Genomic DNA, 26,995 nt, shown 5'->3' with positions numbered 1-26,995 from the left:
ACAAATAGGGCCCCACATCTTAATAGAGATTAAATCAATAGAAATGAAATTAATACAGCGCATGAAAAAACAAGACCCGGCGGGCCGCCATCACAGCAGATCACCGAGCCTTTTTTGTTAATTTAAATCAGACGAACTGAAGGTCCGAACGTAAAGCTCGGTCGTCACTCGGTGAATTTCCGAACTAATCTGACTAGTGAGTGTACGCTCCCACGTTACCGGGATCGACTGCCTCGTGCAGTGCCGCGTTCAATCCACTAGCTACAATATTAGCGATATCTTCAATGAACTCATCTATTTCTTTAGGTGTAACAATCAGATCATGACCGAGCGGCTCCAACACTTCTTTCACCAGCGTAAGCCGCTCCTGCTCGGAGATATCGTCGAGCATCCCCATAATTTCCTTGGTAGGGGCACCATGGCCAAAATGGCTTTTCATCATCTCCAGCACGTTGTTGACTATCGTTGAGGCATAGCAGACGGTGGGAACACCGATGGCGATGCAGGGAACACCCAGTACTTCCTGGGTCAGACCACGCCGTTTGTTGCCAATTCCTGAACCGGGATGGATACCGATATCAGCAATCTGGATGGTAGTATTAATTCGCTCCAGAGAGCGGGAGGCCAGAGCGTCAATCGCGATAATAACATCCGGCTTCGTGCGATCCACAATGCCCTGGACCACCTCGCTGGATTCAATTCCCGTCATCCCCAGCACACCAGGAGCAATCGCGCTGACCTTCCGGTAACCTGGAGACACCTGGTCCGGGACCAATTCATAGAACTGGCGTGTGACAAGCGCGTTCTCGACCACGAGCGGACCCAGCGAGTCTGGCGTCACATTCCAGTTCCCCAAGCCGACAATGAGAGCTGAGGAATCTTTGCCGATACCGATTCGAGTCATAAAACCCTCAAATTCACGGGCAAAGGCTTCGGCCACCTTTTGCTGCAGACCTGTATCCCCGCCGCGCAGACCCGGCACTTCCAGTGTCACATAATTGCCGATAGCACGTCCGATCGCCTGCGATCCGGCAGGAGTCGCCACACCAAGCCTGGTGATTGTAATGCCGTCCGATTCTTCGACTTCCTCGTTCACACCGGGAATCGGCGATTTTGTCGGCCCTTGGGCCATTTCCCTCGCTTCAAGCGCCAAATCCGTGCGCACCGAATACAGTTGCAGATCCAGTTCCATTGTTATATCAGCCTCCTATGCTCGTTTATCGGTAGTGTGCGAGTGTGAGCCAACGTTTATGCAAAGCGCACCCTTTAATTTATAAGCTTTTTATGTTGCATTTTAGTATGGAGCATGCTAAACTATTTTAAGTTGTGAATCATTTGATGATTTCGAATGTCTTACAGGAGGTGAATGCAATGCCAAATATTAAATCCGCGGTAAAACGTGTAAAAACGATCGAAAAACGCCGTGCACTGAACGCTTCCCAAAAGTCCGCGCTTCGTACAGCCGTGAAAGCTGCTGATGTAGCTCTGACTGGCACGGAAGTTGAAAATGCTCAAACTGCTTTCCAAGCTGCTTCTCAAAAGCTGGACAAGGCCGTTACTAAAGGTCTAGTTCATAAAAATGCGGCTGCCCGCAAAAAATCCCGCTTGGCGAAGAAATTGAACGCTCTTAAGGCTCAAGCCTAAGAACGACTTTCATATTGAGCATTGAAGAACCTGACCGTTATGCTGTATACGGTTAGGTTTTTTTGTTTCACCGCTCTTTCTTCCGCACTATCAAAAGAGCCTGTCCACCCTGTAATAACAGGAATGGACAGGCTTTTTATAGTTTCAGGCGCGGTTCAAGACTCACGCACCTAGCTTCAGCATGAACATTTCCAGCCCCAGCACCTTATCAACGGCCCCCGTCTTCATTTGGTAATCGAGATCGGCCAAGGCACTGAGAATCCGGCGCAGACGGTCGGTACCGAACTTGCGCGCCTGCTCACCAGCGATCTTCACAGCATAGGGATGCAGACCGAGCTGTGAAGCAATCTGCCCCTGTGAATAGCTGAGCGCCGATAAATCCTTCACTTGTAAAATCATGCGGAACTGCCGGGCGATCAGTGCCGCAATCTTGATCGGCTCCTCCCGTTGTTTCAGCAGTTCGTATAACGTATTCAGCGCCTTATCAAGTCGCAGGTTCGCAATATCTTCCACAAGCGTGAACACGTTCTGTTCGGTGCCACGGTGTACGAGACTCTCCACGGCCGCCGTGTCTACAGTCCCACCTTGACCCGCGAACAAGCAGAGCTTGTCCATCTCCCCGGTCAAGCCCTGTAGCCCAGTCCCGGCATTGGCGATCAGCGCTTCAGCTGTCCCTGGCGCCGCCACGCAGCCGCGATCCTTAATGCCCTTCTCTACCCACCGGAGCAACTCTTCTGCTCCTAGGGGATTAAAGGCCAGCACCGTTCCGGTGGACTTCACGGCTTTGACGATTTTTTTGCGCTCATCGAGTTTATCGCTGTTAACCATAAATACAATCACACTATAGTCTACTGGATGCTGTAGATATTCATTCAACAGATCCACCCTGTGCTCCAGCTTTGCATTCTCTTTGCCCGCAGTGAATAACGAGGCGTCCCGTACCAGAAGCAGTTTACGTGGCACCATAAAGGGCACCGTCTCCGCCTCTTCCACCACCGCCTGCACCGGCGTTTCGGACAGATCAAAAGGGATGACCGCGAAATCACGATCCTCCTTCGCAATCAATTGATCTTCCAGCATGGCCGCAAATTCATTCATCCGGAATTTTTCGCTGCCGTACAGCACATACAGCGGTGAAATTTTCCCCTGTTTGATATCTTTGGCCGCCGCTTTGGCATCCATCTTGCCACTTCCTTTTCTTCATTCATCTGGCGTTCATTCACTTGAACTTTCCCGAAGCCTTATTGTAACAAAAAAATCCTTTCATGAAAACTGAACGCAAAAACGGAGGAACTCCGGCAGCCTGTGCCAAAGTCCCTCCGTTTCAGCGGCGCATCTATATAAACGACGGTGTGCAAGGCCCTAGAAACCTCACAGCCGACGGTCATACCGATGTTCTGCGAACCTACAAATTCCGGTTCCATCTTCTCTCTTGCCATAGTATATTCCAGTGCCCTGAAAAAAGTGACAACCCGGAATCAATTTGTACATTTAGGTTCCCGTAGGCGTTGCAGACGGCTGCGGTGTAGGAGTAGCCGAAGGGGCAACAGGGCTGCCAGCAGGCTCCACAGTGAAAGTCTTGGTCACATTCGTCCCTTGTTGTGAAGTCACATAAGTGAACTGGGTGCCATCCGTCGACCACTCCCCGGATACCCATGTGCCTTCCAGCGGAAGGGAAGTCACCACCTGCTCACCACCTGACCCACCTGCAGCCAGATTATAGATAACCAATTGCTGCTCGGCTAATTCCGCTTTGTGAAGTCCGTCCAGGGAAGTCCAGGATGCCTGTGTCGTCGCTGCATTTAACGCCGAACCTGGCGGAAGCATTCCCATCGCAGTGTCCCCAGCCTCGCCAGGAGACGGTGCATTTTCTTGCGCTGGATTCACCGAATCTTGCAAGCTTCGGTCAGAGTTCTCCGCGTCATTCTTCAAATCTTTCTGCACCTGATCTGTCGGAACAGCGGCCTTCGGAGTTGGTGTAGTGACTCGACTATTCTTCTTTGGTTTTTCTGTTTTGGCCGGCTCCTTGGTCTTGATCGGAGCAGGTGCAGCGCCTTCCTCCGGTGCAGCACTTTGCGTAGCGGATGGAGCAGCGTCCTGCGCAGGATCAGCAGCACCGCCTCCATCTTGGGCAGTGACACCCATAGCACCAAAGGTACTAGCACTCTCACTGGAATTGGCTCCATTATCGTCCCCTTCAGTAGTTCCCGCATCCGCTGTCTTGAATAAGGAGTCGGAAGAAGCTCCGCCAGCTGCATTATTATTCGAAGCCTTATCTGCGCTTCGATTCAATAACTGGTCCACCTCAGCACTCGGCATTTTTGGCGGTGCATAAAAGATTGCAATACCCAATATAACTGCAGCGGCTGCCGCCCCAATGCCTGTCCGTCTAGCCATGGAATGCCCCCTTGCGGGCTTCTGATGGGAGACTTTGCGTGAGAACGGTACAACCACCTGTTCATCCTGTGGATGATCCTCGGCCTTGATGGTGCTTGGCTGATGAAGACCACGATCCAATTCATCCAGCTTCGGCAGAATAGAGTCCACCAGACTGAAAGGAGGCTTCACATCCGGCATCTGCTCGAGTGACTTGGACAATGTGGACAGTGAGTCAAAGACCTCCGCGCAAGAAGGACAATTGTCGATATGACGGAACATCTCTAATATCTCGTCCTGACTGAGATCATGATCCAAATAACGGTGCATCCATTCCATCACCTCCGCGCAACTCATCCCGATACACCACCTTTCTGATACTCCTGAAGTCTATTTTGCAGCTGCTGCCTCGCTCTGAACAGATAGGATTTCACTGTATTCAGAGGCAGATCCAGACAGTCCGCAATCTCGTTGTAAGATAAATCCTGCAAATATCGCAGTACGATAACCGTCCGATGATGCTCCGGAAGCTGGTCAATCGCTTCACGTATATCCTGGGCCAAATAGCCCGACAGCACTTCCCGCTCTACGTCATGTTTATCCTGAAACACCATTTCATGTTCATCCATAGACACCGTAGGCTTGGTTCTCCTGAATTTGTCAATGCATATGTTGGTCACGATACGCTGTACCCATGTTTTGAACTGAGCTTTTTCCTCGTAGGAACCAATTTTGGTATACACCCGGATCAAAGCTTCCTGAGACGCATCCAGCGCATCCTGTTCATTATGCAAAATGTAAAAGGCTGTCTTGTACACAGTCCCTTCTATTTCTCGCAATAGGGTGATTAGAGCGTCGCGATCGCCCGCTTGAGCGGCTCTGATGAGTCCCTGCTCCACCACGAAGGTTCCCCCTCTCTATGCAATCTTACTGACGCGCAAGACTGCGAATATGTTGCATCCCTGTAATCGTTATTTTTAGAATACCAAACTTTATTTTCTTCGTCATGCTGCACCTGGCATTTCCTTTGTTGCTTCCGGTACAATCTGATAATCCTTACTAAGCATACAGGGGAAGCGCCTCTCATTCAAATACTCTTTTCAATAAATTGATTACAAAAATGACACCAACTGCCATATCCCGCACGGTTCTTGGACAAAAGTGCCAACATTGAAAAAGACCGACGTACCGTCACACGGTCCACCAGCCTCATTATTGATTCATTACCCTTGTTATGCGCATCTTCTAAAACAGCTTATGCGCCCTTGATCTCCTTGAATTTGGCTACATATTGGGCTGCCAGTTCCGTGATGAGATCGTAGCGTCCTTCCTTTGCCGGAGCCGTCAGATTGCCCCCGATTCCGACAGCGAGACTGCCTCCGTTAATCCATTTGTCCATGTTGTTCAGATCCACCCCGCCCGTCGGCATGATGTTCACATAAGGCATCGGTCCTTTGACTGCCTTGATATAATCTGGGCCGAAGGCACTGCCGGGGAACAGCTTGAGCACATCCGCACCAAACTTCAGCGCTTCCTTCATCTCGTTCAGCGTCATACAACCAGGCATATAAGGAATGCTATAGAGATTGCACATTTTCGCCGTTTCTTCTTCAAAAGAAGGACTGACCACAAATTCCGCGCCTGCCAAAATAGCAATTCTCGCCGTCAGCGGGTCCAGCACCGTTCCAGCACCAATCACCGCACGGTCTCCGTATTCTGCAACCAGCCTCTTAATCGCAACATCTGCGGAAGGCGTTGTGAACGTCACTTCAATATTATTCAGTCCGCCGTCAATACAAGCTGCCGACATCTTATAAGCATCCTCTGGATGATCCGCTCGAATCACCGCCACCACACCTACGGACGCCATATTCTGCAATACTTTTATCTTCTTCATTTTGAACTCCCCTCCCTTGCTCCGCGAGCAGAGCATCTGAATGCAGCAGTTATAGAAGTAAATTAATCAGCATAATTTAGATAAATTATTTTATTAGATTTACTAATTATTTTCAGAATTCGTTAATGAAATAGTAATAATAATAGCGCTAACAGTCAATGATTTTTTTCGAATGGAAACTAGAAAGATATTATTATAACTCCTTATTATCCTTATAAATAAGGGAAATACAACGATATTTTATTATGAATTCCTTTTTAAAATAATCGACTAAACGCAATGAGTTATTGTACAAAACCGATTTATGTGATAATTTCAATTTAACAATCGTTATTACAGAAACTTACCACTTCCCCCGAGGAGGAGCAGTATATGAATAAACATCTAAATGCCGTTACTTTCGGCGAACCGATGGCTATGTTCTATGCCAATGAGACCGGACCACTGCACGAAGTATTTTCGTTCTCCAAAGGCCTTGCCGGGGCAGAAAGCAATGTCGCTGTCGGCCTGTCCCGCCTGGAACATCCGACCGGGTACGTGACCAAGCTTGGTCAAGATAACTTTGGCACTTTTATAGCTGATGCGTTAAACAAAGAGAACATAGATACGAGCCATATTTCGGTTACTAAGGAACAATCCACAGGAATGCTGATCAAGTCCAAGGTCATCTCCGGCGATCCCAAAGTAGAATATTTCCGCAAACATTCCGCCGCGTCCAGACTCAGTCTGACTGATTTTGACGAGTCCTACTTCGCCGCTGCTGACCACCTGCATGCCACCAGCATTTCAGCTGCTTTGTCTCAAAGCTGCCGCGAATTCTCCGTGCACGCTATGGATTTTATGAAAAGTAAAGGCAAAACCGTCTCCCTCGATCCCAATTTGCGCCCGGCACTATGGCCTGACACAGATACGATGGTTAGCACAATCAACGATCTCGCTACGCGCTGTCACTGGTTCCTGCCAGGGCTGAACGAAGGGCGAATTCTTACCGGGCTGGATACACCTGAAGAGATTGCCGATTACTATTTGGCACGGAGTGTACCGCTCGTCGTCGTCAAGCTAGGACCGGAAGGCGCATATTTTAAGTCGGCACAAGAAGAAGGGTACGTGAAGGGTTTTAAAGTGGATCAGGTTGTGGATACCGTGGGTGCAGGGGATGGGTTTGCCGTTGGTGTAATAAGCGGACTACTGGAAAAGCTGCCTGCGGCTGAAGCCGTGAAGCGAGGCAATGCCATTGGAGCATTGGCCGTGATGTCCCCGGGGGACATGGACGGACTCCCGACCCGCGAGAGGCTGGAGCAATTTATGGGGCAGAGTCTGTAGAGCGGCCCGATCGTTGCATGATATGAACTCAGGATGCAAAGAAAGCCGGAAGGTCTGCGGACCGTCCGGCTGTGCTCATTCAAGTTGTGATCTTACACTTATAGCATCTTGACCGACTGCCCTTGCTCCAGGGATGGAACAAAACGGTAGGTAATCGGTACATTCGCCCCCTTATCCTCTATACAGGACAACATGATCCGGGCAGCCTGTACACCCATCTCGTAAGCGGGCTGGGAAATCGTCGTAATGACCGGATTGTAGATGTGAGCAAACTCAGCATCATCAATACCGATAACCGAAAGCTGTTCTGGGATGGAGACAGATTGTCGGTTAGCATATTTCAGAATCTCAGCCAACACGATATCATTGGCGGCGAGCACAGCTGTCGGTGGCTGGGGCAGCGCTGTAAGGCGGTCCAGCTCGGCAGAGATATTCTCCCTGGCAGCACTGACAATGTATTCCTCCCGCAGCTCCAGTCCGGCTTCCTCCATGGCTCGCTTGTAACCGCCCAGCCGCTCCTTGCGGGGCGTGATAGAATGTTCACCCAACGGCAACGTCAGCAGAGCAATTCGTTCATGCCGCTGGCGCGTGAGTTCCCCAACGGCAAGCTTCACTGCCATTTCGTTGTCGAGCAGCAAGCTTTGTGTGGATACCCCCTCTACCAGCCGATCCATAAAGACAAGCGGGAAGGCTTCGTCTACTAGATGAGCATAAGCGGACCCGTCCTGCCCTGCCGGGAAAATAATCAACCCGTCCACCTGACGTGCAAGCAGTGTCTCCACATACTTCGCTTCTTTTTCAGCATCTTCGTCCGCATTGCAAATAATCACCTGTATGCCATGCTGCTGAAGTTCGCTTTCGATCGCCCGAATGCAGTGAATGGACAGTGTATAATCGATATTAGCCACAATAATGCCGACCATGTGCGTCCGGTTCTGCTTCAGACTACGGGCTAGCCCGTTCGGCTGGTACTTCAGCTCCTCAATGACCGCGGCAATCCGGTTTTTAGTAGCCTCACTCATATATTTAAAACGCTGATTTAGAAATTGGGAGACGGTGCTTTTGGAAACTCCCGCCTTCCGGGCCACATCATCAATCGTTAATTTCTTCATTTCTTCCGCTCCACTCTTCTCTAAAGAACACACTTTAAGGAAAAGTATAGCTTTTTCTCGGGAATATTTCTACAGGCCGGATTATTGCCGGGCTCCGTCCGCATACCATTGCCATCCAATCTTCATGAAGATTTCCGCCGAGCGTTTCACCCCAACTAATTTATATTGTGCTATGACAACGGAACCCTCCTTTCCCATTTCGATGGCGGTATCCAATTCACGCATAGTTTGAGACTTCAAGTCATAAAGCCTAACCCTATCTTTATCATTCTCACTCTGCCCGGTTGCAATATCCACTAGCAGAATGCTTTGACCTTGTTGATCAAACGCGAGAAACGATTTATTTTGATCGTTAGATGAAGTCTCTAATGTGAATAATTCCCTTGGTTTAACAAGTTTACCGGACGCCACTTGCTCCATATTCAGCATAGATATCCTTAATGGGAAAGCTGTAATTTCATCTACATTTTGTGCACCAGTGATCAGAAAGACATTCTCTCCAAAACCATATATACCTACCAAAAAGTTATAGGCCTGAGCCCCCCCAGCGTATAGCGGGAAGGTATATACTCTGCGAGCTACATAGGGCGACAACTCCGTCTGTTCCTTGGAGCTCAAATATAATGTGTATGGCTCCGTGGGATACAGAAGCTTTGTTTTTGTGTGCTTCTTCATCGGCGGAGCCGGTGACCACAGGATCCCTTCCGAGGTATCAGCCGCATAGGAACCGTTCCTGTCTCTATCAAGGGGAAGAGTCATAAAATAGTTCTTTCCATTAAATTCAAAGTCAGCTGAATTAAAGGTAGGCAAATACTTTGTTGCTCCAGGAGATGGGAATGGTTGTGACGAAGTAGCTGACTGGGACTTTATTGCAGATTCCGAATTCAGGTCTCCCTGCTGGATTCCATCTTTTGGCCATAATAAAAAGAGAACCAGCAATGCAGCAGCAAGCCCGGTCAACACCCTACTCTTCCCTAAGTTGAATTTAATAAAATCCCGGGAATTACGATGTGCTGCCGCCTGTTCGATTCGTAGCATAAGTTCCGGTGTGAAGCCCTGTTCTCGCAGGGGTTGCTTTCCTGCATTTCTGTACCAGTTCGTATCTTCAATCTTCATAATTTCTCTACCAGCTTTATCCTTCATTCCCGCTCCTCCTCCTTGATGGCGATCCGCACCTTATCCCGGGCTCGCGCCAGGCGTGACTTGACGGTTCCTTCTGCTACTCCCAGCAGCTTCGCCATTTCAGCAATGGATAATCCATGCTGGATGTCGAGTGCCAACACTTCTCTGTTCTTCTTCGGGAGCGCCATGATGATCTCCCAAATCCGGTTAGCATACGCATTGCCCAGCGCTTCCTGCTCTGCAGATCGGACTTCGCCCGGCAGATGCTGCTTCGTATCCAGTGTGATGAATCTGCGCAAAAAGTTGCTTTTACCATAGCTGAAAGCCGTGTTCCTAGTAATCGTCAGCAACCACGTTTTAAGCGAAGAGTCCCCGCGGAATTTCCCGATGCTTCGGAACGCCTTCAGAAAAACCTCCTGACTGATATCATTTGCCTGTTCGCGGCTGCGGGTCAAGAAGAACGCATAGTTCCACACATCCGAACCGTATTCCTCCATCATTTCCCGTAGCGTCACAGCTGGAGCATAGCCAGCTTTGGCCATATAACCCGCCTCATTACTTTGCACCTGTATCTCACCTCTTGCCCAATATGACTTTTCAGAATGCAAAAAGTTCCCTGTTTTCATAAAAATATACTTTAAAAATTAATCCACACGTTGTTCATCCTTCTTTGCCTTTTAACTCTTCTTCCGCAGCAGGACCTATAGCCCCTAAAAAAAGAAAAAATACAACAGGCGTGAATGCCCATTGTACTGCATGTATAACATTTTATAGTTAAGTGCTATGTATGCAGATCACTAAAGCAGGAAGCACAGTATCATAACCGTTAATATGCCAATCCCGACCGTTCCTAATAGACTTTTAGTGAAAATAGCCATCAAAAAAGAGGTAGCGTCGCCATAAATGATATGAAGCGGAATGAGGTCATGATCAAACGCTCATCCCGCTGTTCTACCCATTTGCGAACTTAATCTTCCCACACACTGGCATAAGCGTAGTTGCGGATGGTGCCGTGCCAACGGAACCACGGAGAACCACTCTCTTGCTGTGCATAGAACAATGCCACCTCAGCTTCCGGATCTACAACAACATAACAACCGCGGGCGCCATCCCACCCAAACTCCCCGTTAAGGCTTAGAGCGTTATTTTCCTCCCGCTCAACCAGTGTGCGTACCCCGAGCCCGTAACTATAACCGCTTTTGTACACACCACCGAATTGGGCAAAATCCTGCTGTGCCTGCGGGTTCAGGCGTCTTGTTCTCATCTCGTTAATAGTCCCTTTGCTCAAAATCCGCTCGCCATTCGGGGCCAGACCATAATTGCATAACGCCTCGGCAAACATAATATAGTCCGGAACGGTCGAATATAACCCGCCTCCACCGTTCTCATAAGCACTGCCTGGCTGTAGATTAAAATGTTCGCCGATGCTTTCATGCGTATGGTTCTGCCCATTGAAGTGATTATACAGCTTGCAGAAGCGCTTCTCATCCTTCAGCTGGAAAGAAGTATTTTTCATTCCAAGCGGATCAAAAATATTGTTCTGAAGATAGGTCCCAAATGTTTGTCCAGACAGCACTTCAATCAGAGCCCCTAGTACTTCATGACAAGCACCGTATTTGAAACGTGATCCCGGTTCGAAAATGAGCGGTTCGCTCGCTAACGCCTTAATCACATCTAGCGTTTTGCCTTCCCCGTTCGACTCTTCAATCACACGAAGCGTATCCTTCGTATCCCGTTGATCGATCCCTGCTGTCATACTGAACAGGTGCTCGATGGTGATGGGATGTTGTGCAGGCCGAAGCTCCTCCGATCCATCCTTGAGCGTATGCCGTACGGTCATATGCTTGTATTCCGGGATATAGGCGGACAATGGATCGTCAAGCCGGAACTTCCCTGCCTCATACAATTGCAGAAGTGCCGTACATGTGATTACCTTCGTTGCAGAATACAACCGAAAAATCGTGTCCTGGCCGAAACGCACTCCATTCTCTACGTCAGAAAACCCGGCATAATGCTCAAATACTGGCTGATGCTTGTGGTACATAGCAAGCCCCAGACCAGGGACATTCTTCTCTTTATAGAACGAATCTAAATACGCCTCTAATTTTGAAAAGTTCACGTGTCCTTCCTCCATTCGAAAGTTTAACTCACACAGAATATGTAACCGCATTCAAAATAGAACATCAATACATGCGTTGGATGATATACCTCCTCTTGCATAGAGGAACGGTAATTCCTAAGCAGCATCCCTGTAATCTTTCTCCCACCCACTCAACGACGACGTTTAGGCTAAACATTCATGATTACAACACACCTGAAAAATTCGTCAGAGGCTATACAACTCTTAATTAAAGAGAGAAATCTTCATATAGAAATACATTTTTGATAATAGTAATGTTAAAATAAATCCCAGCAAACTAATCACTAATACCCCCATGTATATGGCCATAGCTTTTTCGTTACTTGGGATAAAAGAATAGAAATAATTACTTTCATATACTTTTCTATGTAGAACACCCTTTCAGCTTAATGACAACATCCCTATATAAATATAATTATCGGGAATTCTCACATAAATCTGAAATATTAGTTTTTTTAAAATTAACACTAAAACATCACTTACCCTTATCTAGTAGCGGACTCCACTGACCTTACCAATGCAATAACTTGTCCAGCTCTCCTGCTTTAGTATAAATAACGTCACCTGAGTCCGCTTCATGTATCAAAACACGAATCAACCACAAATAGACATAGTAATCGCTTCTTCAAGATCACTCGCTGGAGCTGTTATCATGAATCCATTAGTAGTTATCCATGATTTGCTCTTATCATTTGCCTGTTTATTCGAAAAATGCACACACAGTCTGTCGTATTTTCAGATATGTTTCCTTCACGGTATATAAGCAAGAAACAAAGACCATATTTTTCTTATTCGCCATCGCGCTTTCATATTCCTTGCTGTGTAAGAATTCAAAGCATGCTATGTAGCGCTATGCATTGGAAGAAGAGATAATATGACCAGCAGTTTCATTCAACTGAGACATCAACAGGTGCCTTCACCCAAGCAAGTCCGACAACGTGTCAAAAATGGCTGTTCAATCTCATTCCCCCACATCCAGCTTATGCCTCACCTTAATCCCATTCCTCGTAACCTTCATCTGTATCTCACCCTGCTGATCCGTGCGATACACCGCTGTGCCACTGTCGGTCAGGCGTTCCATCACCACTGGCGCTGGATGTCCGTACATGTTGTTAACGCCCGCAGAGATGACGGTAGCCGCTGGTTGCCAGAACCGCAGCCACTCCTCGCCCGTCGAGGTCTTGCTACCATGATGCGCCGCCTTTAGAACATCGACCTGCGGTCCAGTGCGAAATCCCAATGCTCCCCCCTGGGCGACAATCTCTTCTTCTGCCTCCATATCCATATCCCCTGTAAACAGGAAATTCCGCTCATTCATATTCAGGCGAAAGACCACGGAGGCATGATTCTGGTTGTCCGTCTCTGGAAGAGGACCTTCTCCTTCGTCCAGCGGCTGCGGCCACAGGAAAAATAAGCGTGTCGCTTTATCCGGTGCCAGCTCCATCCCCTGATGTACAGCATACAGCCGGACACCGGCTTCCAGTGCGGTCCGCATCAGCTTCTTATAGGAATCCTGCTCGGCCATAGTTCCGTTGAATAAAAAGGCAGAGACCGGGATATTCTCCAGCACAGCCTGTAACCCTCCGGCGTGATCCTGATCGGCATGGGTCAGAATGATGGCGTCCAAGCGGTGAATGCCGCGCTTTTTAAGAAGCGGAACCAGCACCTTGGCCCCTACCTCGAATGGATTACGGCGGATACGCCACTCCTCTTTTTTGCCAAAACTGACTGTCCCGCCGCCGTCCACCAGGATGTGAGACCCGCCTGGGGTTGTGATCAGAGTGCTGTCGCCCTGCCCAATGTCGAGATAACTGATGCTTCCGCCACCCGGAAGCTGATCTGGTTGATAGCCCTGATACAATAGCAGACTAAATCCTGCAAACATCGCAAACAGGATTATCCCACTCCATCGCAGCGCTGGTGCCCTCCATCCGGTGTACATCGTTGACAGTTCTCTAATTCCGCCCACACTCCGGACTCTTTCAGACTCCATTGATTCCGCCAATGGTCTTGTCTCGTCTTCTGTATACTGCCTTGCCCTATCCCGCGTTTCGATCCGCAGCTTGGCGAAGTACAGTAGGCCGAAGAGCAGGACGTAATAGACACAGATCCATAGCAGAGAAGGTGAACGCCAGATCATCACCCCGCTGGGAAATCCGTTGATCCACTCTACTAAGCCAAAGGTGAGATTATTCAGCAGCTCTGTAACGGTGGCCAGCAAGCTTGCCGCATCCCCCCATAAACGCCCCAGTAGCAGCGCGACAGTGCCAAGCGGCAAAATAACAAAGGTAATAAAGGGCACCAGCACGAGATTGGCAATGAAGGACATCAGGGAAAATTGGTTAAAATAGTAGATGGTGAGTGGAAAAGAAATAAACTGCGCGACTATAGTTACGGATACAGCACTCCTTAGCCAGCGAGGCAGTCTCCGCAGCAAAACATCCGCCAGCGGTACATAAATCATCAGCCCGGCCGTCACCAGGAACGACAACTGGAAGCTGACATTTACCAGCATATAGGGATTCCAGATCAGCATGACGAGCGCGGAGGCGCAGAGAATGTTTAGGCCGTCTTTTAGAATCCCGGCACGCGCAGCAGCCAAAGCAATCATGCTCATCAGTCCGGCGCGAATGACCGAAGGTCCCGCCCCGGACAAAAGCACATACACAGGTACAAGCATGAACGTAACGGTTAACGTCGTCTCTCGGGTCAGACGACAGCGCTTTAAAATAAATAGAATAGCACCTACATACACTGCTACATGCATCCCTGATATCGCGAGAATGTGCGTCAATCCCAACTGGGAGAACTGCCGGAACGTATCAGGATCAAGGTCATCCTGCATTCCGATAATTAAGCCTTTCATATACCCTGAGTGTAGCTTTTGAAATAAACGATCCAGTTCTGCACCAAGCGTTGCCCGGACTCCATCATTCCAGCGTAACACCGTAGACAGACTCCAAGATGCCGGTGGCGCTGTCTCCACTGTCTCTGCTCCCGTTACTTTCAGCAACCAGTAGATGTCCCGAGTCTGGAGGTAGGCTCTATAGTCGAAACCGCCAAAGTTCCGGGCTTCCTGGGGCTGCTCCAGTACACCTGTCAGCTTTACAAGGTCGCCCCGCTTCCACGCAGCAGCTATCTCAATCTCCGATTCGGCCTGCAATTTCACCTGCACAGCAATCTGCTCCCCTGACCCTGAGCCACCAGTCTTCCCGCTGCGTTGTAATCCGATGTGATCAGGACCACTGCCGGGGCTCCCCCCTTCCTGTCCTCCTAACTCTCCACTACGAGTAATCCCCGATACTTTCATTGTAAAATCTGCACGATCCCCGTCGCGATCCACCGGAGAAGTTATGAATCCCTCTGCCTGTACTTCTATCTCTCTCGTCTCCGTAGGCTGTAACTGAAGAGCTTCTAGAAGCCGGCTAACATGATGAACTTCGTTCCATTCCCAGTAGCCACCCGACAGAATCAAGGCTAGTGCCAATACTGCGGCATATTTCAGACCCAGCCTCCCCGTACAGGCCAGCGCCGCGAGCAGCAATAATAATCCGGCCCCGGCAAGAAGCAGTCTGCTCCCGGAATACAAGCAGGCCGCAGTGCTGCCGATCACCCAGCATACAGTAAAGCTTAACAACGGTCTAGCTTTCAAACTCTCGCCCTCCCTCTCTTTGCATCCAGCAGAACAGAATGCATTCGTCCTTCTGATCCTTCAAATCCATTGAAATTTATCGGCAACAAATGCCAATCATCTTGTCTAAACATAAAAAAAGACCCCTGTATCCGCACCAATCATGCGTCTACAGAGGTTCTTCCCCCCGGTTCATCCCTTATTTAATTCGTGGTTTCCGGTTTATTCCGATACCGTGATCATCGTCTCCGGCGGTGGCTCATAGCTCTCCAACTGACGGAATATAATTCCCTTGGAGGCCATCATGGCCTGGACTTTCTCCATATCCTTCCGGTAAGGACGATAGTACACGATCTCTACAATCCCGCTGTTGGCCAGCATATTGGCACAGGTCCAGCAGGGCTCATCAGTGACATACACGGTACTGCCTTCACGGTCAATCCGGTCTGTGAACAGCAGCAGATTCTGCTCCGCATGGATCGTGCGAATACAGCGCTGCTTCTTGACCATCGTTTCGATACCGTCCACTACAGCCATCTCAACCGTCTCCGAGATCATACAGCCGGCTTCCGAGCAATCCGGCACTCCCATCGGGGCGCCATTATAGGCGGTACCCAGCAGCTTCTTGCCCTGCACCAGCACAGCACCGACATGACGACGATTACAACGCGAACGGGTCGAAACCATGCAAGCAATGTCCATAAAATAGGTATCCCAGTTTTTGCGTTTGACTACAGTCATCTTCCATCTCCATCTTCTCTACTTCAAAATATTTGTTTACTATTGTAGCACATCACCGCATGTATGCACTAGATAACAAGTCCTCCCTGCTCATGAAGGGTTCCATTAAAAAGTCACCAGTGGCCGTAGTTTCTCCAGCACCTTTGGCCCGATCCCCTTAACCTTGCCCAGGTCAGTCGCGCCTCTGAAAGCACCTTTGCTGCTACGATAATCGATAATGGCCTGCGCCTTCTTCTCCCCGATCCCTGGTAAATTCCTTAATTCCGCTACAGTTGCCGTATTCACGTTGATCAGACCGGAAGCCGGGGCAGCGGGTGGCGGGGCAGGAGGAGCAGCTGCAGCAGCGCTCACTCCAGCACCTGCTCCAGCACCCACTTCAGCGCTTGCCCCAGCACTCGTTTCAGCATTTGCTCCAACACTTGCTCCAGCACTCACTCCGGCACCCGGCTGGCCCGGTGCTTGTCCATCCACAGACGTCTGCTGCCCTGACGGAGAAACTGCATTCGCAGCATTTGTATCGTTTGCAGAACTTGCAACGTTCGCAGCATCTGTAGCATTTGTGGCATTTGCAGCTCCTGCAGGCAACGCCGCCCCTGTGTTTGCCCCCGCCGCATCAGCTGCGCCCCCCAATGCAACAGGTGCTTTTGCCGCAGCCCCTTCCGCCCCTGGCTGAACAGACTCGGACAAAGCCCCCTTGTCCTGGCCGCCTTTTTCACCAGCTGGCACTTTTGCTTCCTCATGAACGGGAACCCCAATAGCCTCCCCCATGCTTACGTTAAGCGTCTCCCAACCAGCTATACCGGAACTACTGCCGCTCGCAGTCCATATCAGAGCGCTGCCAATCAGCGCCGCGGCTATTCCACCAATGATTGTTCCTTTATTCACCTAACCTCGCTCCTTTCTCTGCATCCTTCTATTCGTTTTTTTGAATATAAATACAACCTATGCAATATAAACTCTTGTTGTTTTATACAAAACCTGTCATGAGTCCAAGGCTACCCTGCATACATATAACGAAGAGAATTCATGTCATTCCTCAAAAAAGCAACATGGGAAAGGAGGAACTTTAGGATGAAGATAGGATTTATCGGAACCGGCAGCATGGGCAGTCTGTTGATTGACGCGTTCATTTCCTCCGGTGCACTGGAGCCAAGTCAGGTGCTGGCCAGCAACCGCAGCCCGGGCAGGCTGTTGCAACTTCAAGCGCGACATCCCGGTATCGAACTATGCGGCAGCAACAGCGAGACCGCTGGCGGAAGCGATATCCTTTTTATATGCGTGAAGCCCCTGGAATTCAAAACGTTAACGGATGAGATCGGCTCTATCTTGACGAAAGAGCAAATTGTAGTCTCCATTACTAGCCCTGTGCAGCTGCATCATCTGGAAGGCGTTCTGCCATCCAAAATCGCCAAGGTGATTCCCAGCATTACGCACAGCGTCAAGAGCGGCTCTTCACTTTGCATCTTTGGCAGTCGGCTAAATACGGATGACAGGCAGAAGCTGCTCAGTCTTCTGTCATTTATCGGCGTTCCTATAGAGATCAACGAAGCCCATACTCGAATTGCTTCTGATTTCTCCAGCTGCGGACCTGCTTTTCTGAGCTATTTCATAGAGCGCTGGATCAATACCGCTATCGTCGCAACCGGTATTGACGGAAATTTAATCAGTCGCCTGGCCGGTGAAATGTTACTTGGCACAGGTAAGCTGCTGACCGAAGGAAACTTCAGCCCGCAGGAGCTGCAGGAACGGGTCGCCGTTCCCGGCGGTATAACAGCGGAAGCGCTGAACCATTTGCGCCACAGTTTAGATGGTGTCTTCGAGAAGTTGATCTCTACAACCCATGACAAATACGACGAGGATGTCGACAAGCTGAATCTGCTCTTCGCATTGGACGACACTCCCAAAAACTCACTAGATAGCTAGTAACTTCCCACGAAAAGAAGCCCCGTTCAGACTGCTTCACCCGTATTCCGCAAAATAAAACCCGCAGCACGGATCACTCCGATGCTGCGGGTAAAATTGCGTTCTTCGCTTAACCCACTACGATATTTACAAGCTTGCCGGGAACGGCAATAATTTTGCGTACGGTCTTACCTTCAACGGCTGCACTCACGTTCGGGAGTGCAAGCGCGTGGGCCTGCATGTCTTCTTGGCTCATATCCTGCGGGATCAGGGCGCGTTGTACGATTTTGCCGTTTACCTGCACGACAATCTCAACCTCAGCATCCACCGTCCATGCCTCATCATAAGTTGGCCAAGCTACATAACTGATGCCACCTTCATGACCCAGTAGCTGCCACAGCTCTTCCGCAAGGTGAGGCGCCAGAGGCGACAGCATTTGAACGAAGTTCCCAGCCGCTTCCGCAGACAGCGTCTCCTGCTTGTAAGCGTCGTTGATGAAGATCATGAGCTGGCTGATCGCCGTATTGAAACGCAGGTGCTCGAAGTCCTCAGTGACCTTCTTCAATGTCTTGTGCCAGGTCCGTTTGAACTCGTCACTACCACCATCACCTGTAATCTTGCTGCTCAAGCTGCCGTCCTCGTTCACGAACAAGCGCCATACCCGGGACAAGAAGCGGTGGATACCTTCCACGCCCTTCTCGTTCCAAGGCTTGGTAGCTTCAAGGGGTCCCATGAACATTTCATAGACACGCAGTGTGTCTGCGCCAAAAGCTTCCACGATCTCATCCGGATTAATAACGTTACCACGCGATTTACTCATCTTCTCATTGTTGTCTCCGAGGATCATACCTTGGTTCACCAGTTTGTGGAATGGCTCCTTGGTGTGCACTACGCCCAGATCATACAGCACCTTATGCCAGAAACGGGCATACAGCAAGTGAAGCACCGCATGCTCTGCTCCGCCGATATAGAGATCCACAGGAAGCCATTCTTTCTGCTTCTCTGGCGAGCAAATTTCCTTGTCATTGTGTGGATCAATATAACGCAGATAGTACCAGCAGCTGCCTGCCCATTGCGGCATGGTGTTGGTCTCGCGGCGCGCTTTCATACCGGTCTCGGGATCAACAGTCTCTACCCATTCGGTCACGTTGGCCAGCGGAGATTCTCCTGTGCCGGACGGCTTGATGACATCAACATCCGGCAGCATCAGTGGCAACTGATCTTCTGGTACAGTCTTCATCGTTCCATCTTCCAAATGCAGGATTGGAATTGGCTCACCCCAATACCGCTGACGGCTGAACAACCAGTCGCGCAGTCGATAAGTCACTTTGCCTTGACCTTTGCCGTTCTCTTCCAACCAAGAAATCATCTTGGCGATAGCTTCTGCATTATTCAGACCATCCAGGAACCCGGAATTAACGTGCGGGCCGTCTCCTGCGTAAGCTTCTTCTTCAATGTTGCCGCCTTGCACAACCTCTACGATGTTCAGACCGAATTGCTTCGCGAATTCCCAGTCGCGTGTATCATGACCCGGCACAGCCATAATAGCTCCTGTTCCATAACCGGCCAGTACATAATCGGCAATCCAGATTGGCACCTGCGCACCATTAACCGGGTTAATCGCATAAGCTCCGGTAAATACGCCGGTCTTCTCTTTTGCCAGATCAGTACGTTCCAGGTCACTCTTGCGCGAAGCCTTCTCACGGTATTCCGAAATCGCTGCACGCTGTGCTTCAGTGGTAATTACGTCTACCAGTTCATGTTCTGGCGCCAATACGCAGTAGCTGGCTCCGAACAAAGTATCCGGGCGGGTCGTAAATACTTGCAGGCTGGACTCGTGTCCTTCGATAGCGAAGGTCACTTCCGCACCGGTTGATTTGCCGATCCAGTTACGCTGCATATCCTTGATGCTCTCGGACCAGTCCAGTTCTTCCAGATCCTCAAGCAAGCGCTCCGCATAATCGGTGATCTTCAGAATCCACTGACGCATTGGCTTGCGCACCACGGGATGACCGCCGCGCTCACTTTTGCCATCGATGACTTCTTCATTCGCCAGCACTGTTCCCAGCGCCTCACACCAGTTCACCGGCACTTCTGCTACATAAGCCAGACCACGATTGTAGAGCTGAATGAAAATCCACTGTGTCCATTTGTAATATTCCGGATCTGTTGTGCTGATCTCACGGTCCCAGTCATACGAGAAGCCCAGGGACTTGATCTGACGGCGGAAGTTGTCGATATTCTTGAACGTAAATTCCCGCGGGTCCTGTCCAGTATCCAGCGCGTACTGTTCTGCTGGCAAGCCAAAGGCATCCCAGCCCATTGGGTGCAGTACATTGAAACCACGCATGCGTTTATAGCGGGAAACGATATCTGTTGCCGTATAGCCTTCCGGGTGGCCTACATGCAGCCCTGCACCCGAAGGATATGGAAACATATCCAGCGCGTAAAATTTCGATTTGCCCGGTTCTTCACCAGTTTTGAAAGTCTTCTGTTCATCCCAGTATTTCTGCCATTTCGGCTCAATGGTTTGTGCGCGGTAGCCTGTATTGGCTGACGTGCTTGCTTTATTATCGCTCATCTTATGCCCTCCTTGGAGTGTTGCTGATTAGAAGAAACGACTGTGCCATCCTCAAGAAGAGGAAGACATGCGTTTCTCGTAAAAAATATAAGCCGTATGTACTGCACGAAGCATATACATTCTTATATTCAAGTAGAACCGGCATAGCCGTCCTCTGATGGACGGTATCCGTTTCAGCGAGAAATATAAGTGATTTATAAGCGTAAACATATAAATCCTTATATTTTCAAAAAAACCTCCCATCCCTAGCGTATAATCGCTAGGGACGAGAGGTCTGAATTCCCGTGGTACCACCCTAGTTAGCGGCTGGATATGCTTTACCGGCCACTCACTTTGCACCCTTTAGCGGGGGTGAGGCGACGATGGTTCACACACATTGTGATGCCTTCCCTAGGGATTGCATTACTTCTGCGGCTTGCATCGTTACTCCGAGGTGAGTTCATTCCTGTCCGTCAACCGGCTCGCACCCTTGTGCCGGCTCTCTGCAATAACGGTCTATCTGGAACTAATGCTCCTCATCATTGAACTGCTATTCACGATATAAATCGTAATATTCCACAACATTATATACAATAGCCCCGTCTGTAGTCAATCATTAACCACATCTACACCGGCTTTCTTCTAATATAATATGCTACAAAATGCTGAATGACGACCTTGGCAGCCGCGAAAAACGGCACTGCCAGAATTAATCCAAGCATCCCGGCAACCTCGCCTCCGACCAGCAGGGCAAAAATAATCAGCAGTGGATGCAAATGAAGCGTTCGGCCCACGACCTGGGGTGAAATAATATTACTCTCCACAATCTGGCACAGGGTGTTCACCAGTGCAACCAGCAGCACGAGCTTCAGCGAGACGGTCGAAGCCATCACAATAGCCGGTGCTGCACCGAGAAAGGGCCCCATATAGGGCACGATATTAAACACCGCAACGACACTGGCGAACAGCAGCGCATAGGGCATTCCGATGATCGCATAGCCAATATACGCAAACACTCCAATAATTAAGCAGACCAGAAATTGACCGCGAATATAATTTCCAAGCGCCTCATCAATATCTTTAAACAGGGTAACAATCGATTTTCGCCGTGACCTTGGCAGACACGAGACAATCGTCCGTTCAAACACTTCAAAGTCCTTGAGGATATAGAAAACAAGAAACGGTACGATGAAGGCATTAAACAGCACGTTAATGGTAGAGCCGATATTATCAAGAAAGTTAGAGATCCCTTCTGCCAAACGATTTTCCAGCTGAAAAAACCAGTTGTTCATCCCCATTCCCACCCCCGGCGGTATCAGCTTGGAGTTCATGCCGCTCATCAAACTCTGGGCACGGAGTGTCATTTCCGGCAGATGCTCATTTAATTCTTCCAACTGTTCGATGAACATCGGGATCAGATTGATCGCAATGACGGCAATAGCTGTCAGAAATACGGCATATATAAGCAGAACAGCGACACTTCGCGGCATTTTGCGTCCGGCTAGCATGCTGACTACGGGATTAAGCACATAAGAAATAATCATGGCTGCCAGAAAAGGGGCCAGAATCGCTTTTAAAAACACCCAAATGCCCATCAGCATCGGACGAAGCTGCCAAACAAAATACAAAATGATCAGAGAGAGCAGCACCCCGATCATCCAGCGGAACCATTTACTTTGGGACCATTGCTCCATGAGTGTGACCTCCTGCGTATAACTGGACTGGCTACGTACATAAGTATATGTTCTACCGCAGTAAAATAATCGCATCTACTCCAGCAGCGCCAAAATAAGGCTCCGTCTCCCGAGCAAAAAGAGTGCCCAAAACCAAAAAACGCCAATAACCCTGCAGCTTGAGTTCGCTGAAAGGAAATTGACGTTATATGACCTATGTACCGCTGTTCAGATCATTCCCAACACTAACTCAGGAAGAGGCGTGAATCTGCGGGAAATCCTGGGCGATTTCTTCTCCGGGAAAGAGGTCGTCCAGCGAGCTGAGCGTACCGTCTTCCTCCACCTGGTACACGGACATTTTCTCCCCGTTCACCGTTAATTCAATAAAGCAGCCCCAGCAATAAAATTGATGCGAGCCGATCTTTCCGATATCTTTAGAGCCACAATTTGGACACTTCATAATATATATTCCACCTATCCGTTAACAATATTAATGGCTTTCTGTAGCCGTTCTTCGCTCATCGCGGGCACCATGACGGTATCCTCACCGATAGACATCTCTTCAGAACAAGGCAGCCATTTGCGGCCTTCGATCAAATCAGTCACAAGTCCGTCACTGATTTCCAGCGCTACTATTGTGTTTCCCATCTTTTGGTCAAAATAAACATCGGAGACCCGGCCCAGTATCGTTCCGGCTGCAGTAATGACCTGCAAATCCTTCAATTTACGTTTGCCCAGAAGAAAAGTATATGGTATGTGGTCAGCTTCTGCCTTTTCAATCGACTCTTTACTGCGAATCATAACAGCATCCTCGCCATAGGCGATCATTTCGTTCCATGCCACAACTTTCACATGATTGGTGAAAAAAGTTTTGCTTTCCAGTTCAATACCCGTAATATTCCAGTTTGAATCCACCAGAATATCGACAATTTTCCCGACTTCCTGACCTTCTTCAACCTCAAATACAGCGAGGCCGATCATATCCTGAAGTTTCATGGCTGTTCGTGGTCCCCCTGCTTGTGAAGTGTACTTGGAATTCCAAAGAGCCAGATGCCCAAATCCCAGCACTCCATGTCAGAACCGAAGAAACGCCTAGTCTCTACTACGCAGACGATTCAAAATGGTTGCAACTTTTTGGGCAACATACTCTATTTCCTCAGTAGTATTACCCAAACCCGTGCTAAAACGAATCGCCGTGTCCAAAAGATTCCCGGGGAGCTTCATCGCTTGCAGCACATGGGAAATCTCCAGTGATCCTGAGGTGCAGGCCGAACCGCTAGCTGCGGCAATCCCCTCCATATCCAGGTTCATCAGCATGACATCGGTTCGAATCCCTGGAAAGCTCACATTCAATATTGACGGTAAAAAATGCTCGGAATTCCCGTTTACCACGAATCCCTCCTTCCCGACCAGACGCTCCAGCTCATCCTGCAGCAGCTTCCGCAGTTCCAGCGCCTTCGCGCTACGCTGCTCCTGCCCCTGAACCGCCAGCTCTACCGCCTTCGCGAACCCGGCGGCGCCTACCAGATTCTCTGTGCCCGCACGCCGGCCACGTTCTTGCAGACCTCCGTGCAGTCTCGGATGCACCGGCGCACCGCGCCGTACATAGAGACCGCCGATGCCCTGCGGACCATTTATTTTGTGAGCGGTGAAGCTCATGTAGTCCACAGGAAGCTCATGCAGATTGATCGGCAATGCCCCTAGTGCCTGAACCGCATCGACGTGGAACAGGATACCCCGCTCCCCAGCCAACCGGCCGATCTCTTCAATCGGCTCAACAGTGCCCACTTCATTGTTACCATACATCACACTGATCAGCACAGTGTCTTCACGCAGCGCGGCCTCCACATCAGCTACAGAGACCCGGCCTGTCTCATCAACAGGTAGATAAGTAACTGTGTACCCTTGATGCTCCAGTTCCTCGCAAGTATGCAGCACAGCATGATGCTCGACCGTCGTGGTAATGATATGGTGACCTTTGTCTATAGAGGCAGCCGCAGCACCGAACAGTGCCAAATTGTCGCTCTCTGTCCCTCCGCCAGTGAACACCCACTCATCGGGGAAACAGCCTAAAAAGGCCGCGATGGAATCACGCGCCCCGTTCAAAATTCTTTTGGCCGAACGCCCGAATTGATGCACACTGGACGCATTGCCATAACTTTCTGTCATTATATTCAGCATGACCTTCGCTACCTCAGGATGGATCGGTGTTGAGGCAGCATGGTCCAAGTAGATGGATTTCATAGCTAAAGTTCTCCACTTCTATAGATATGGGAATTGGTAATTTGATTATAACGCCAAAGGCGAAAATTTTCCAAAAAAAGTTATTGCATGGATTAATATTAAGGCACAGATTCAACTTAGAGTTTTATCAATCAGTCCAATATGTCGGCCAGATGATCCTCGGAGATCACGGTGATGCCGTGTTTACGCAGCAGTGCAGAGGTGACGCCATCCCCGGTAATCTTTTCACCCGAAAACTCGCCATTATAGATCATTGCGCTGCCGCAAGACGGACTATTCTCCTTCAATACAACTACGGTGGCCCCCATCTCCCGGGCCTTGTCCAGCGTAATGTGCGCACCACGAAGGTACAGCTCAGTCACATCGACTCCGGACCTGTCCATCACCCGGGCGTTTCCTTCCAGTACATCGTAGCCGTCTCCGCCAACGATTTCGGCCGGTTCCCGTGGGGTAGTAAAGCCGCCCAGCAGTTCTGGGCAGACCGCCACGGCCTTATCCTCGTCCAGAAGTTTCTGAATGCTTTCATGCAAGCAATCCGTGCCGTTATACCTTACTTTCATTCCTGCCAGACATGAACTTACCAGAATCACCGGAACACCTCTATTCAAAAATTATAATGTCCTGGAGGCACAAGAAAAAACGGATGCACCATCCCCATCAGGGACGGTGCCCGTTTTGTTTGAGTAACATTATACTGTTAAGTATACCAGAAAATCGCCTTATTCGCGCTGTTTTTCTGCTGCCCGGTCCCGGATCTGTCTGGCAAACAGGCCAAGAACTGGCGTCAGCAGCACAGCTGAAGCGACGATAGAGGCACGGACAGACAAACGGTTACCAATCCAGCCTACCAGCGGTCCTCCCGCCGACTGACCGAGCGCATCCGATTGGCTCATCATCGAAATCACCGTTGCCCGTGACTTACTCTCGATGTGCTGATTGAGCCATGTATTGTATATCGGTCCGTTCAGGGTCATGACCGTATCGTGCAGCAGCACAGCGGCAAGCGCCCACCCGAAGCCGGGAGCAAACGCCATGAGCAGGATTGCTCCGATCCGCAAAGCAGTCAGTACAATTAGACTGAAGAGTAACAGCGGCCGGCTGTTGATATCCAGTTTTTTCTCCGCGAGCCAGACAACCGGCAGACTGACCAGTGTCGACAGCAAAGCGATCAATCCGACCCATACTGCTACCGAGGCCGTTATTCCTTCGGGGAAACCGATGTCTGTGATCAGATGGGCCTGCCATAACCGGTCATACCCTTCCGAGGCTGCACCACTAAACACGGTAACGAGCAGCAGCATCAGCAGAACCGGATGACGGCGAATCATGCCTGCTCCAGACAGCCAAGCGCCCTTCATACTTTTCAAATGCGCAAATGGCGTTCCTTCACTCTTCTCCTGTCTGACAAACTTCGTCTCCCTCATATACCGAATCAGAAAGAATCCCAGCACAAGATACATCAAGCCAGCTGCCACGTAAGGCAGATTAGACTGGATTGTAGAAAGACCTACGCTAATGCCAATACCGGCCAGTGTTCCGAACAGACTCAGCCGCTTGGCGGTCAGAAAAACACGCCCGGCCTCCTGCTCGCCAACTTCATCTACAATCCAGGCAATGTCAGCACCACTCGTGAACGTGTAACCAATGCCAAAGAAAACCTGCGACACTAAGAGCCACGCAAAAGCTGAAAGCAACGGAACGCTGCTCTCCAGCGCCTGTACACTACCTTCAACTACAAAGCCTACGCCCAAGATGAACATTCCGATGATCACCGACCATTTGCGGCTATACACATCCGCGATTACACCGGTAATCCCTTCAAAAATCAATACCGTCAGCTCCAGCACCACACCCACCATCAGCAGCTGCAGTGGGCTAAGTCCGAGTGTGATGACCTGATACACCGCATAGGTAGTAAACATTGTGGCACTGGCAAGGGATGTCCAAAATCCCATAAAGGAATACACATGTCTTGCATTAAGCTTGCTTTTCATAAAACCGGGTCCGCCTCTCTATTCACGGCAGAATCATCCGTACACGTTCATCCCGGCTTCATGTATTCCAGTCTAAGCCGTGCGAAAGTTCTACCGGTCTGTACTTCCTTTCCATACTGTGAGTGAACAAGCAGCCAAGTTTCTCTGTCGCATATGATTACACCTCCGAAATTAGTTGAGATTAATTATATTCATTGGGTGCCGCTTAAGCAGGGGAAAGAATGAGTATAGTTGAAAAGTACCCGGGGGGGTCCGATAGTAGTAACATAAGAAATGAGAGTTAAGGAGGCGAATCAATTGCAACGACATATAGTGGATTATTTAAAAAGAACTCTTATCACTACTAATGAAGGATCGAAGTGCAATTAACGGCATTTTCGTACCTTAAATCCTCTGCAGCTAAGGGTTAATGAAGATTAAGTGCAATATTGTACCTTAAATCTTCCAGAATGCCCTTCTAGGGTGCTTTTACGAAAAATAAGATACAATAATGCCCTTATTTCCCTCATTTGCCTATATTCAAGAAAAATAAGGTACAAAATGAACTAGACTAAAAAGTGGACACGGTAAATCCAACCCATAGATAATAGAATAAACTCCAGAAGAGGTGGTAGCCGTGGCAGAACGGAAGCGATA

General features: G+C 49.5%; 22 protein-coding genes. 3 read left to right on the top strand and 19 right to left on the bottom strand.

Annotation, left to right across the window (positions count from 1 at the left end):
- Positions 1-193: 193 nt before the first annotated feature.
- Complete coding sequence (gpr, locus tag ACFVRY_RS12460) at positions 194-1,192, bottom strand: GPR endopeptidase (protein WP_387500523.1); 999 nt, start codon at positions 1,190-1,192, stop codon at positions 194-196.
- A 179-nt stretch (positions 1,193-1,371) separates the two neighbouring features.
- Between gpr and rpsT the strand changes: the two genes are divergently transcribed.
- A complete protein-coding gene (gene rpsT, locus ACFVRY_RS12455) occupies positions 1,372-1,644 on the top strand; it encodes a 30S ribosomal protein S20 (protein ID WP_066364350.1) in 273 nt (90 codons plus the stop codon).
- A gap of 162 nt (positions 1,645-1,806) precedes the next feature.
- Here the strand turns inward: rpsT and holA are convergent, their stop codons facing one another.
- From holA to ACFVRY_RS12435, 4 genes are all read right to left on the bottom strand, one after another.
- A complete protein-coding gene (gene holA, locus ACFVRY_RS12450) occupies positions 1,807-2,826 on the bottom strand; it encodes a DNA polymerase III subunit delta (RefSeq protein ID WP_387500522.1) in 1,020 nt (339 codons plus the stop codon).
- 309 nt (positions 2,827-3,135) lie between these two features.
- Positions 3,136-4,377: an anti-sigma factor family protein gene (locus ACFVRY_RS12445; RefSeq protein ID WP_387500521.1), complete on the bottom strand. Its 1,242-nt coding sequence runs from the start codon at positions 4,375-4,377 to the stop codon at positions 3,136-3,138.
- Complete coding sequence (locus ACFVRY_RS12440; RefSeq protein WP_387500520.1) at positions 4,374-4,922, bottom strand: RNA polymerase sigma factor; 549 nt, start codon at positions 4,920-4,922, stop codon at positions 4,374-4,376. Before ACFVRY_RS12440 ends, ACFVRY_RS12445 begins: the two co-directional genes overlap by 4 nt.
- 353 nt (positions 4,923-5,275) lie before the next feature.
- The gene (locus ACFVRY_RS12435; protein ID WP_387500519.1) at positions 5,276-5,917 is read right to left on the bottom strand and encodes a bifunctional 2-keto-4-hydroxyglutarate aldolase/2-keto-3-deoxy-6-phosphogluconate aldolase; all 642 of its coding nucleotides are present in this window, start codon (positions 5,915-5,917) and stop codon (positions 5,276-5,278) included.
- Positions 5,918-6,289: 372 nt separating this feature from the next.
- On the opposite strand from ACFVRY_RS12435, the gene ACFVRY_RS12430 reads away from it, so the two are divergent.
- Positions 6,290-7,240, top strand: coding sequence for a sugar kinase (locus ACFVRY_RS12430; RefSeq protein ID WP_387500518.1), 951 nt, complete (start codon positions 6,290-6,292; stop codon positions 7,238-7,240).
- Between the two features lie 98 nt (positions 7,241-7,338).
- On the opposite strand, the gene ACFVRY_RS12425 is transcribed toward ACFVRY_RS12430, so the two are convergent.
- The 7 genes from ACFVRY_RS12425 to ACFVRY_RS12395 all read right to left on the bottom strand — a co-directional run bounded on the left by ACFVRY_RS12425 (position 7,339) and on the right by ACFVRY_RS12395 (position 16,871).
- Positions 7,339-8,352 carry a LacI family DNA-binding transcriptional regulator gene (locus tag ACFVRY_RS12425; RefSeq protein WP_387500517.1) on the bottom strand — a complete coding sequence of 338 codons (1,014 nt, stop codon included), beginning with the start codon at positions 8,350-8,352 and terminating at the stop codon, positions 7,339-7,341.
- Positions 8,353-8,433: 81 nt separating this feature from the next.
- Positions 8,434-9,495: a hypothetical protein gene (locus ACFVRY_RS12420; protein ID WP_387500516.1), complete on the bottom strand. Its 1,062-nt coding sequence runs from the start codon at positions 9,493-9,495 to the stop codon at positions 8,434-8,436.
- The gene (locus ACFVRY_RS12415; protein ID WP_387500515.1) at positions 9,492-10,040 is read right to left on the bottom strand and encodes an RNA polymerase sigma factor; all 549 of its coding nucleotides are present in this window, start codon (positions 10,038-10,040) and stop codon (positions 9,492-9,494) included. Before ACFVRY_RS12415 ends, ACFVRY_RS12420 begins: the two co-directional genes overlap by 4 nt.
- Before the next feature lie 401 nt (positions 10,041-10,441).
- Positions 10,442-11,593: a serine hydrolase domain-containing protein gene (locus ACFVRY_RS12410; RefSeq protein ID WP_387500514.1), complete on the bottom strand. Its 1,152-nt coding sequence runs from the start codon at positions 11,591-11,593 to the stop codon at positions 10,442-10,444.
- Between the two features lie 982 nt (positions 11,594-12,575).
- Entirely contained in the window at positions 12,576-15,266 is a 2,691-nt protein-coding gene (locus tag ACFVRY_RS12405; protein WP_387500513.1) for a ComEC/Rec2 family competence protein, read from the bottom strand.
- Positions 15,267-15,467: 201 nt separating this feature from the next.
- Positions 15,468-15,986: a deoxycytidylate deaminase gene (locus ACFVRY_RS12400; protein ID WP_387500512.1), complete on the bottom strand. Its 519-nt coding sequence runs from the start codon at positions 15,984-15,986 to the stop codon at positions 15,468-15,470.
- Positions 15,987-16,091: 105 nt separating this feature from the next.
- Positions 16,092-16,871 carry a ComEA family DNA-binding protein gene (locus ACFVRY_RS12395; protein WP_387500511.1) on the bottom strand — a complete coding sequence of 260 codons (780 nt, stop codon included), beginning with the start codon at positions 16,869-16,871 and terminating at the stop codon, positions 16,092-16,094.
- A gap of 186 nt (positions 16,872-17,057) precedes the next feature.
- On the opposite strand from ACFVRY_RS12395, the gene comER reads away from it, so the two are divergent.
- Positions 17,058-17,909 (top strand): late competence protein ComER, encoded by an 852-nt coding sequence (gene comER / locus ACFVRY_RS12390; protein WP_387500510.1) that lies wholly within the window; start codon positions 17,058-17,060, stop codon positions 17,907-17,909.
- Between the two features lie 109 nt (positions 17,910-18,018).
- Here the strand turns inward: comER and leuS are convergent, their stop codons facing one another.
- The 7 genes from leuS to ACFVRY_RS12355 all read right to left on the bottom strand — a co-directional run bounded on the left by leuS (position 18,019) and on the right by ACFVRY_RS12355 (position 26,359).
- On the bottom strand, positions 18,019-20,469 hold the full coding sequence (gene leuS / locus ACFVRY_RS12385; protein WP_387500509.1) for a leucine--tRNA ligase: 2,451 nt from the start codon (positions 20,467-20,469) through the stop codon (positions 18,019-18,021).
- A 605-nt stretch (positions 20,470-21,074) separates the two neighbouring features.
- Positions 21,075-22,142 (bottom strand): AI-2E family transporter, encoded by a 1,068-nt coding sequence (locus ACFVRY_RS12380; RefSeq protein ID WP_387500507.1) that lies wholly within the window; start codon positions 22,140-22,142, stop codon positions 21,075-21,077.
- Positions 22,143-22,371: 229 nt separating this feature from the next.
- Positions 22,372-22,581, bottom strand: coding sequence for a hypothetical protein (locus tag ACFVRY_RS12375; RefSeq protein ID WP_066364384.1), 210 nt, complete (start codon positions 22,579-22,581; stop codon positions 22,372-22,374).
- 14 nt (positions 22,582-22,595) lie between these two features.
- Complete coding sequence (locus tag ACFVRY_RS12370; protein WP_387500506.1) at positions 22,596-23,117, bottom strand: PRC-barrel domain-containing protein; 522 nt, start codon at positions 23,115-23,117, stop codon at positions 22,596-22,598.
- A gap of 96 nt (positions 23,118-23,213) precedes the next feature.
- Positions 23,214-24,365 carry a cysteine desulfurase family protein gene (locus ACFVRY_RS12365; protein WP_387500505.1) on the bottom strand — a complete coding sequence of 384 codons (1,152 nt, stop codon included), beginning with the start codon at positions 24,363-24,365 and terminating at the stop codon, positions 23,214-23,216.
- 131 nt (positions 24,366-24,496) lie between these two features.
- Positions 24,497-24,955 (bottom strand): 2-thiouracil desulfurase family protein, encoded by a 459-nt coding sequence (locus ACFVRY_RS12360; protein ID WP_387500504.1) that lies wholly within the window; start codon positions 24,953-24,955, stop codon positions 24,497-24,499.
- A 129-nt stretch (positions 24,956-25,084) separates the two neighbouring features.
- Positions 25,085-26,359 (bottom strand): MFS transporter, encoded by a 1,275-nt coding sequence (locus ACFVRY_RS12355; protein ID WP_387500503.1) that lies wholly within the window; start codon positions 26,357-26,359, stop codon positions 25,085-25,087.
- Positions 26,360-26,995 lie beyond the last annotated feature (636 nt).

It is taken from the genome of Paenibacillus sp. NPDC057934 (assembly GCF_042887565.1).
In the GTDB taxonomy this organism is placed as follows: domain Bacteria; phylum Bacillota; class Bacilli; order Paenibacillales; family Paenibacillaceae; genus Paenibacillus_AQ.
Note: the sequence above shows the minus strand (reverse complement) of the source record. Positions and strands in the feature narration are given on the sequence as shown.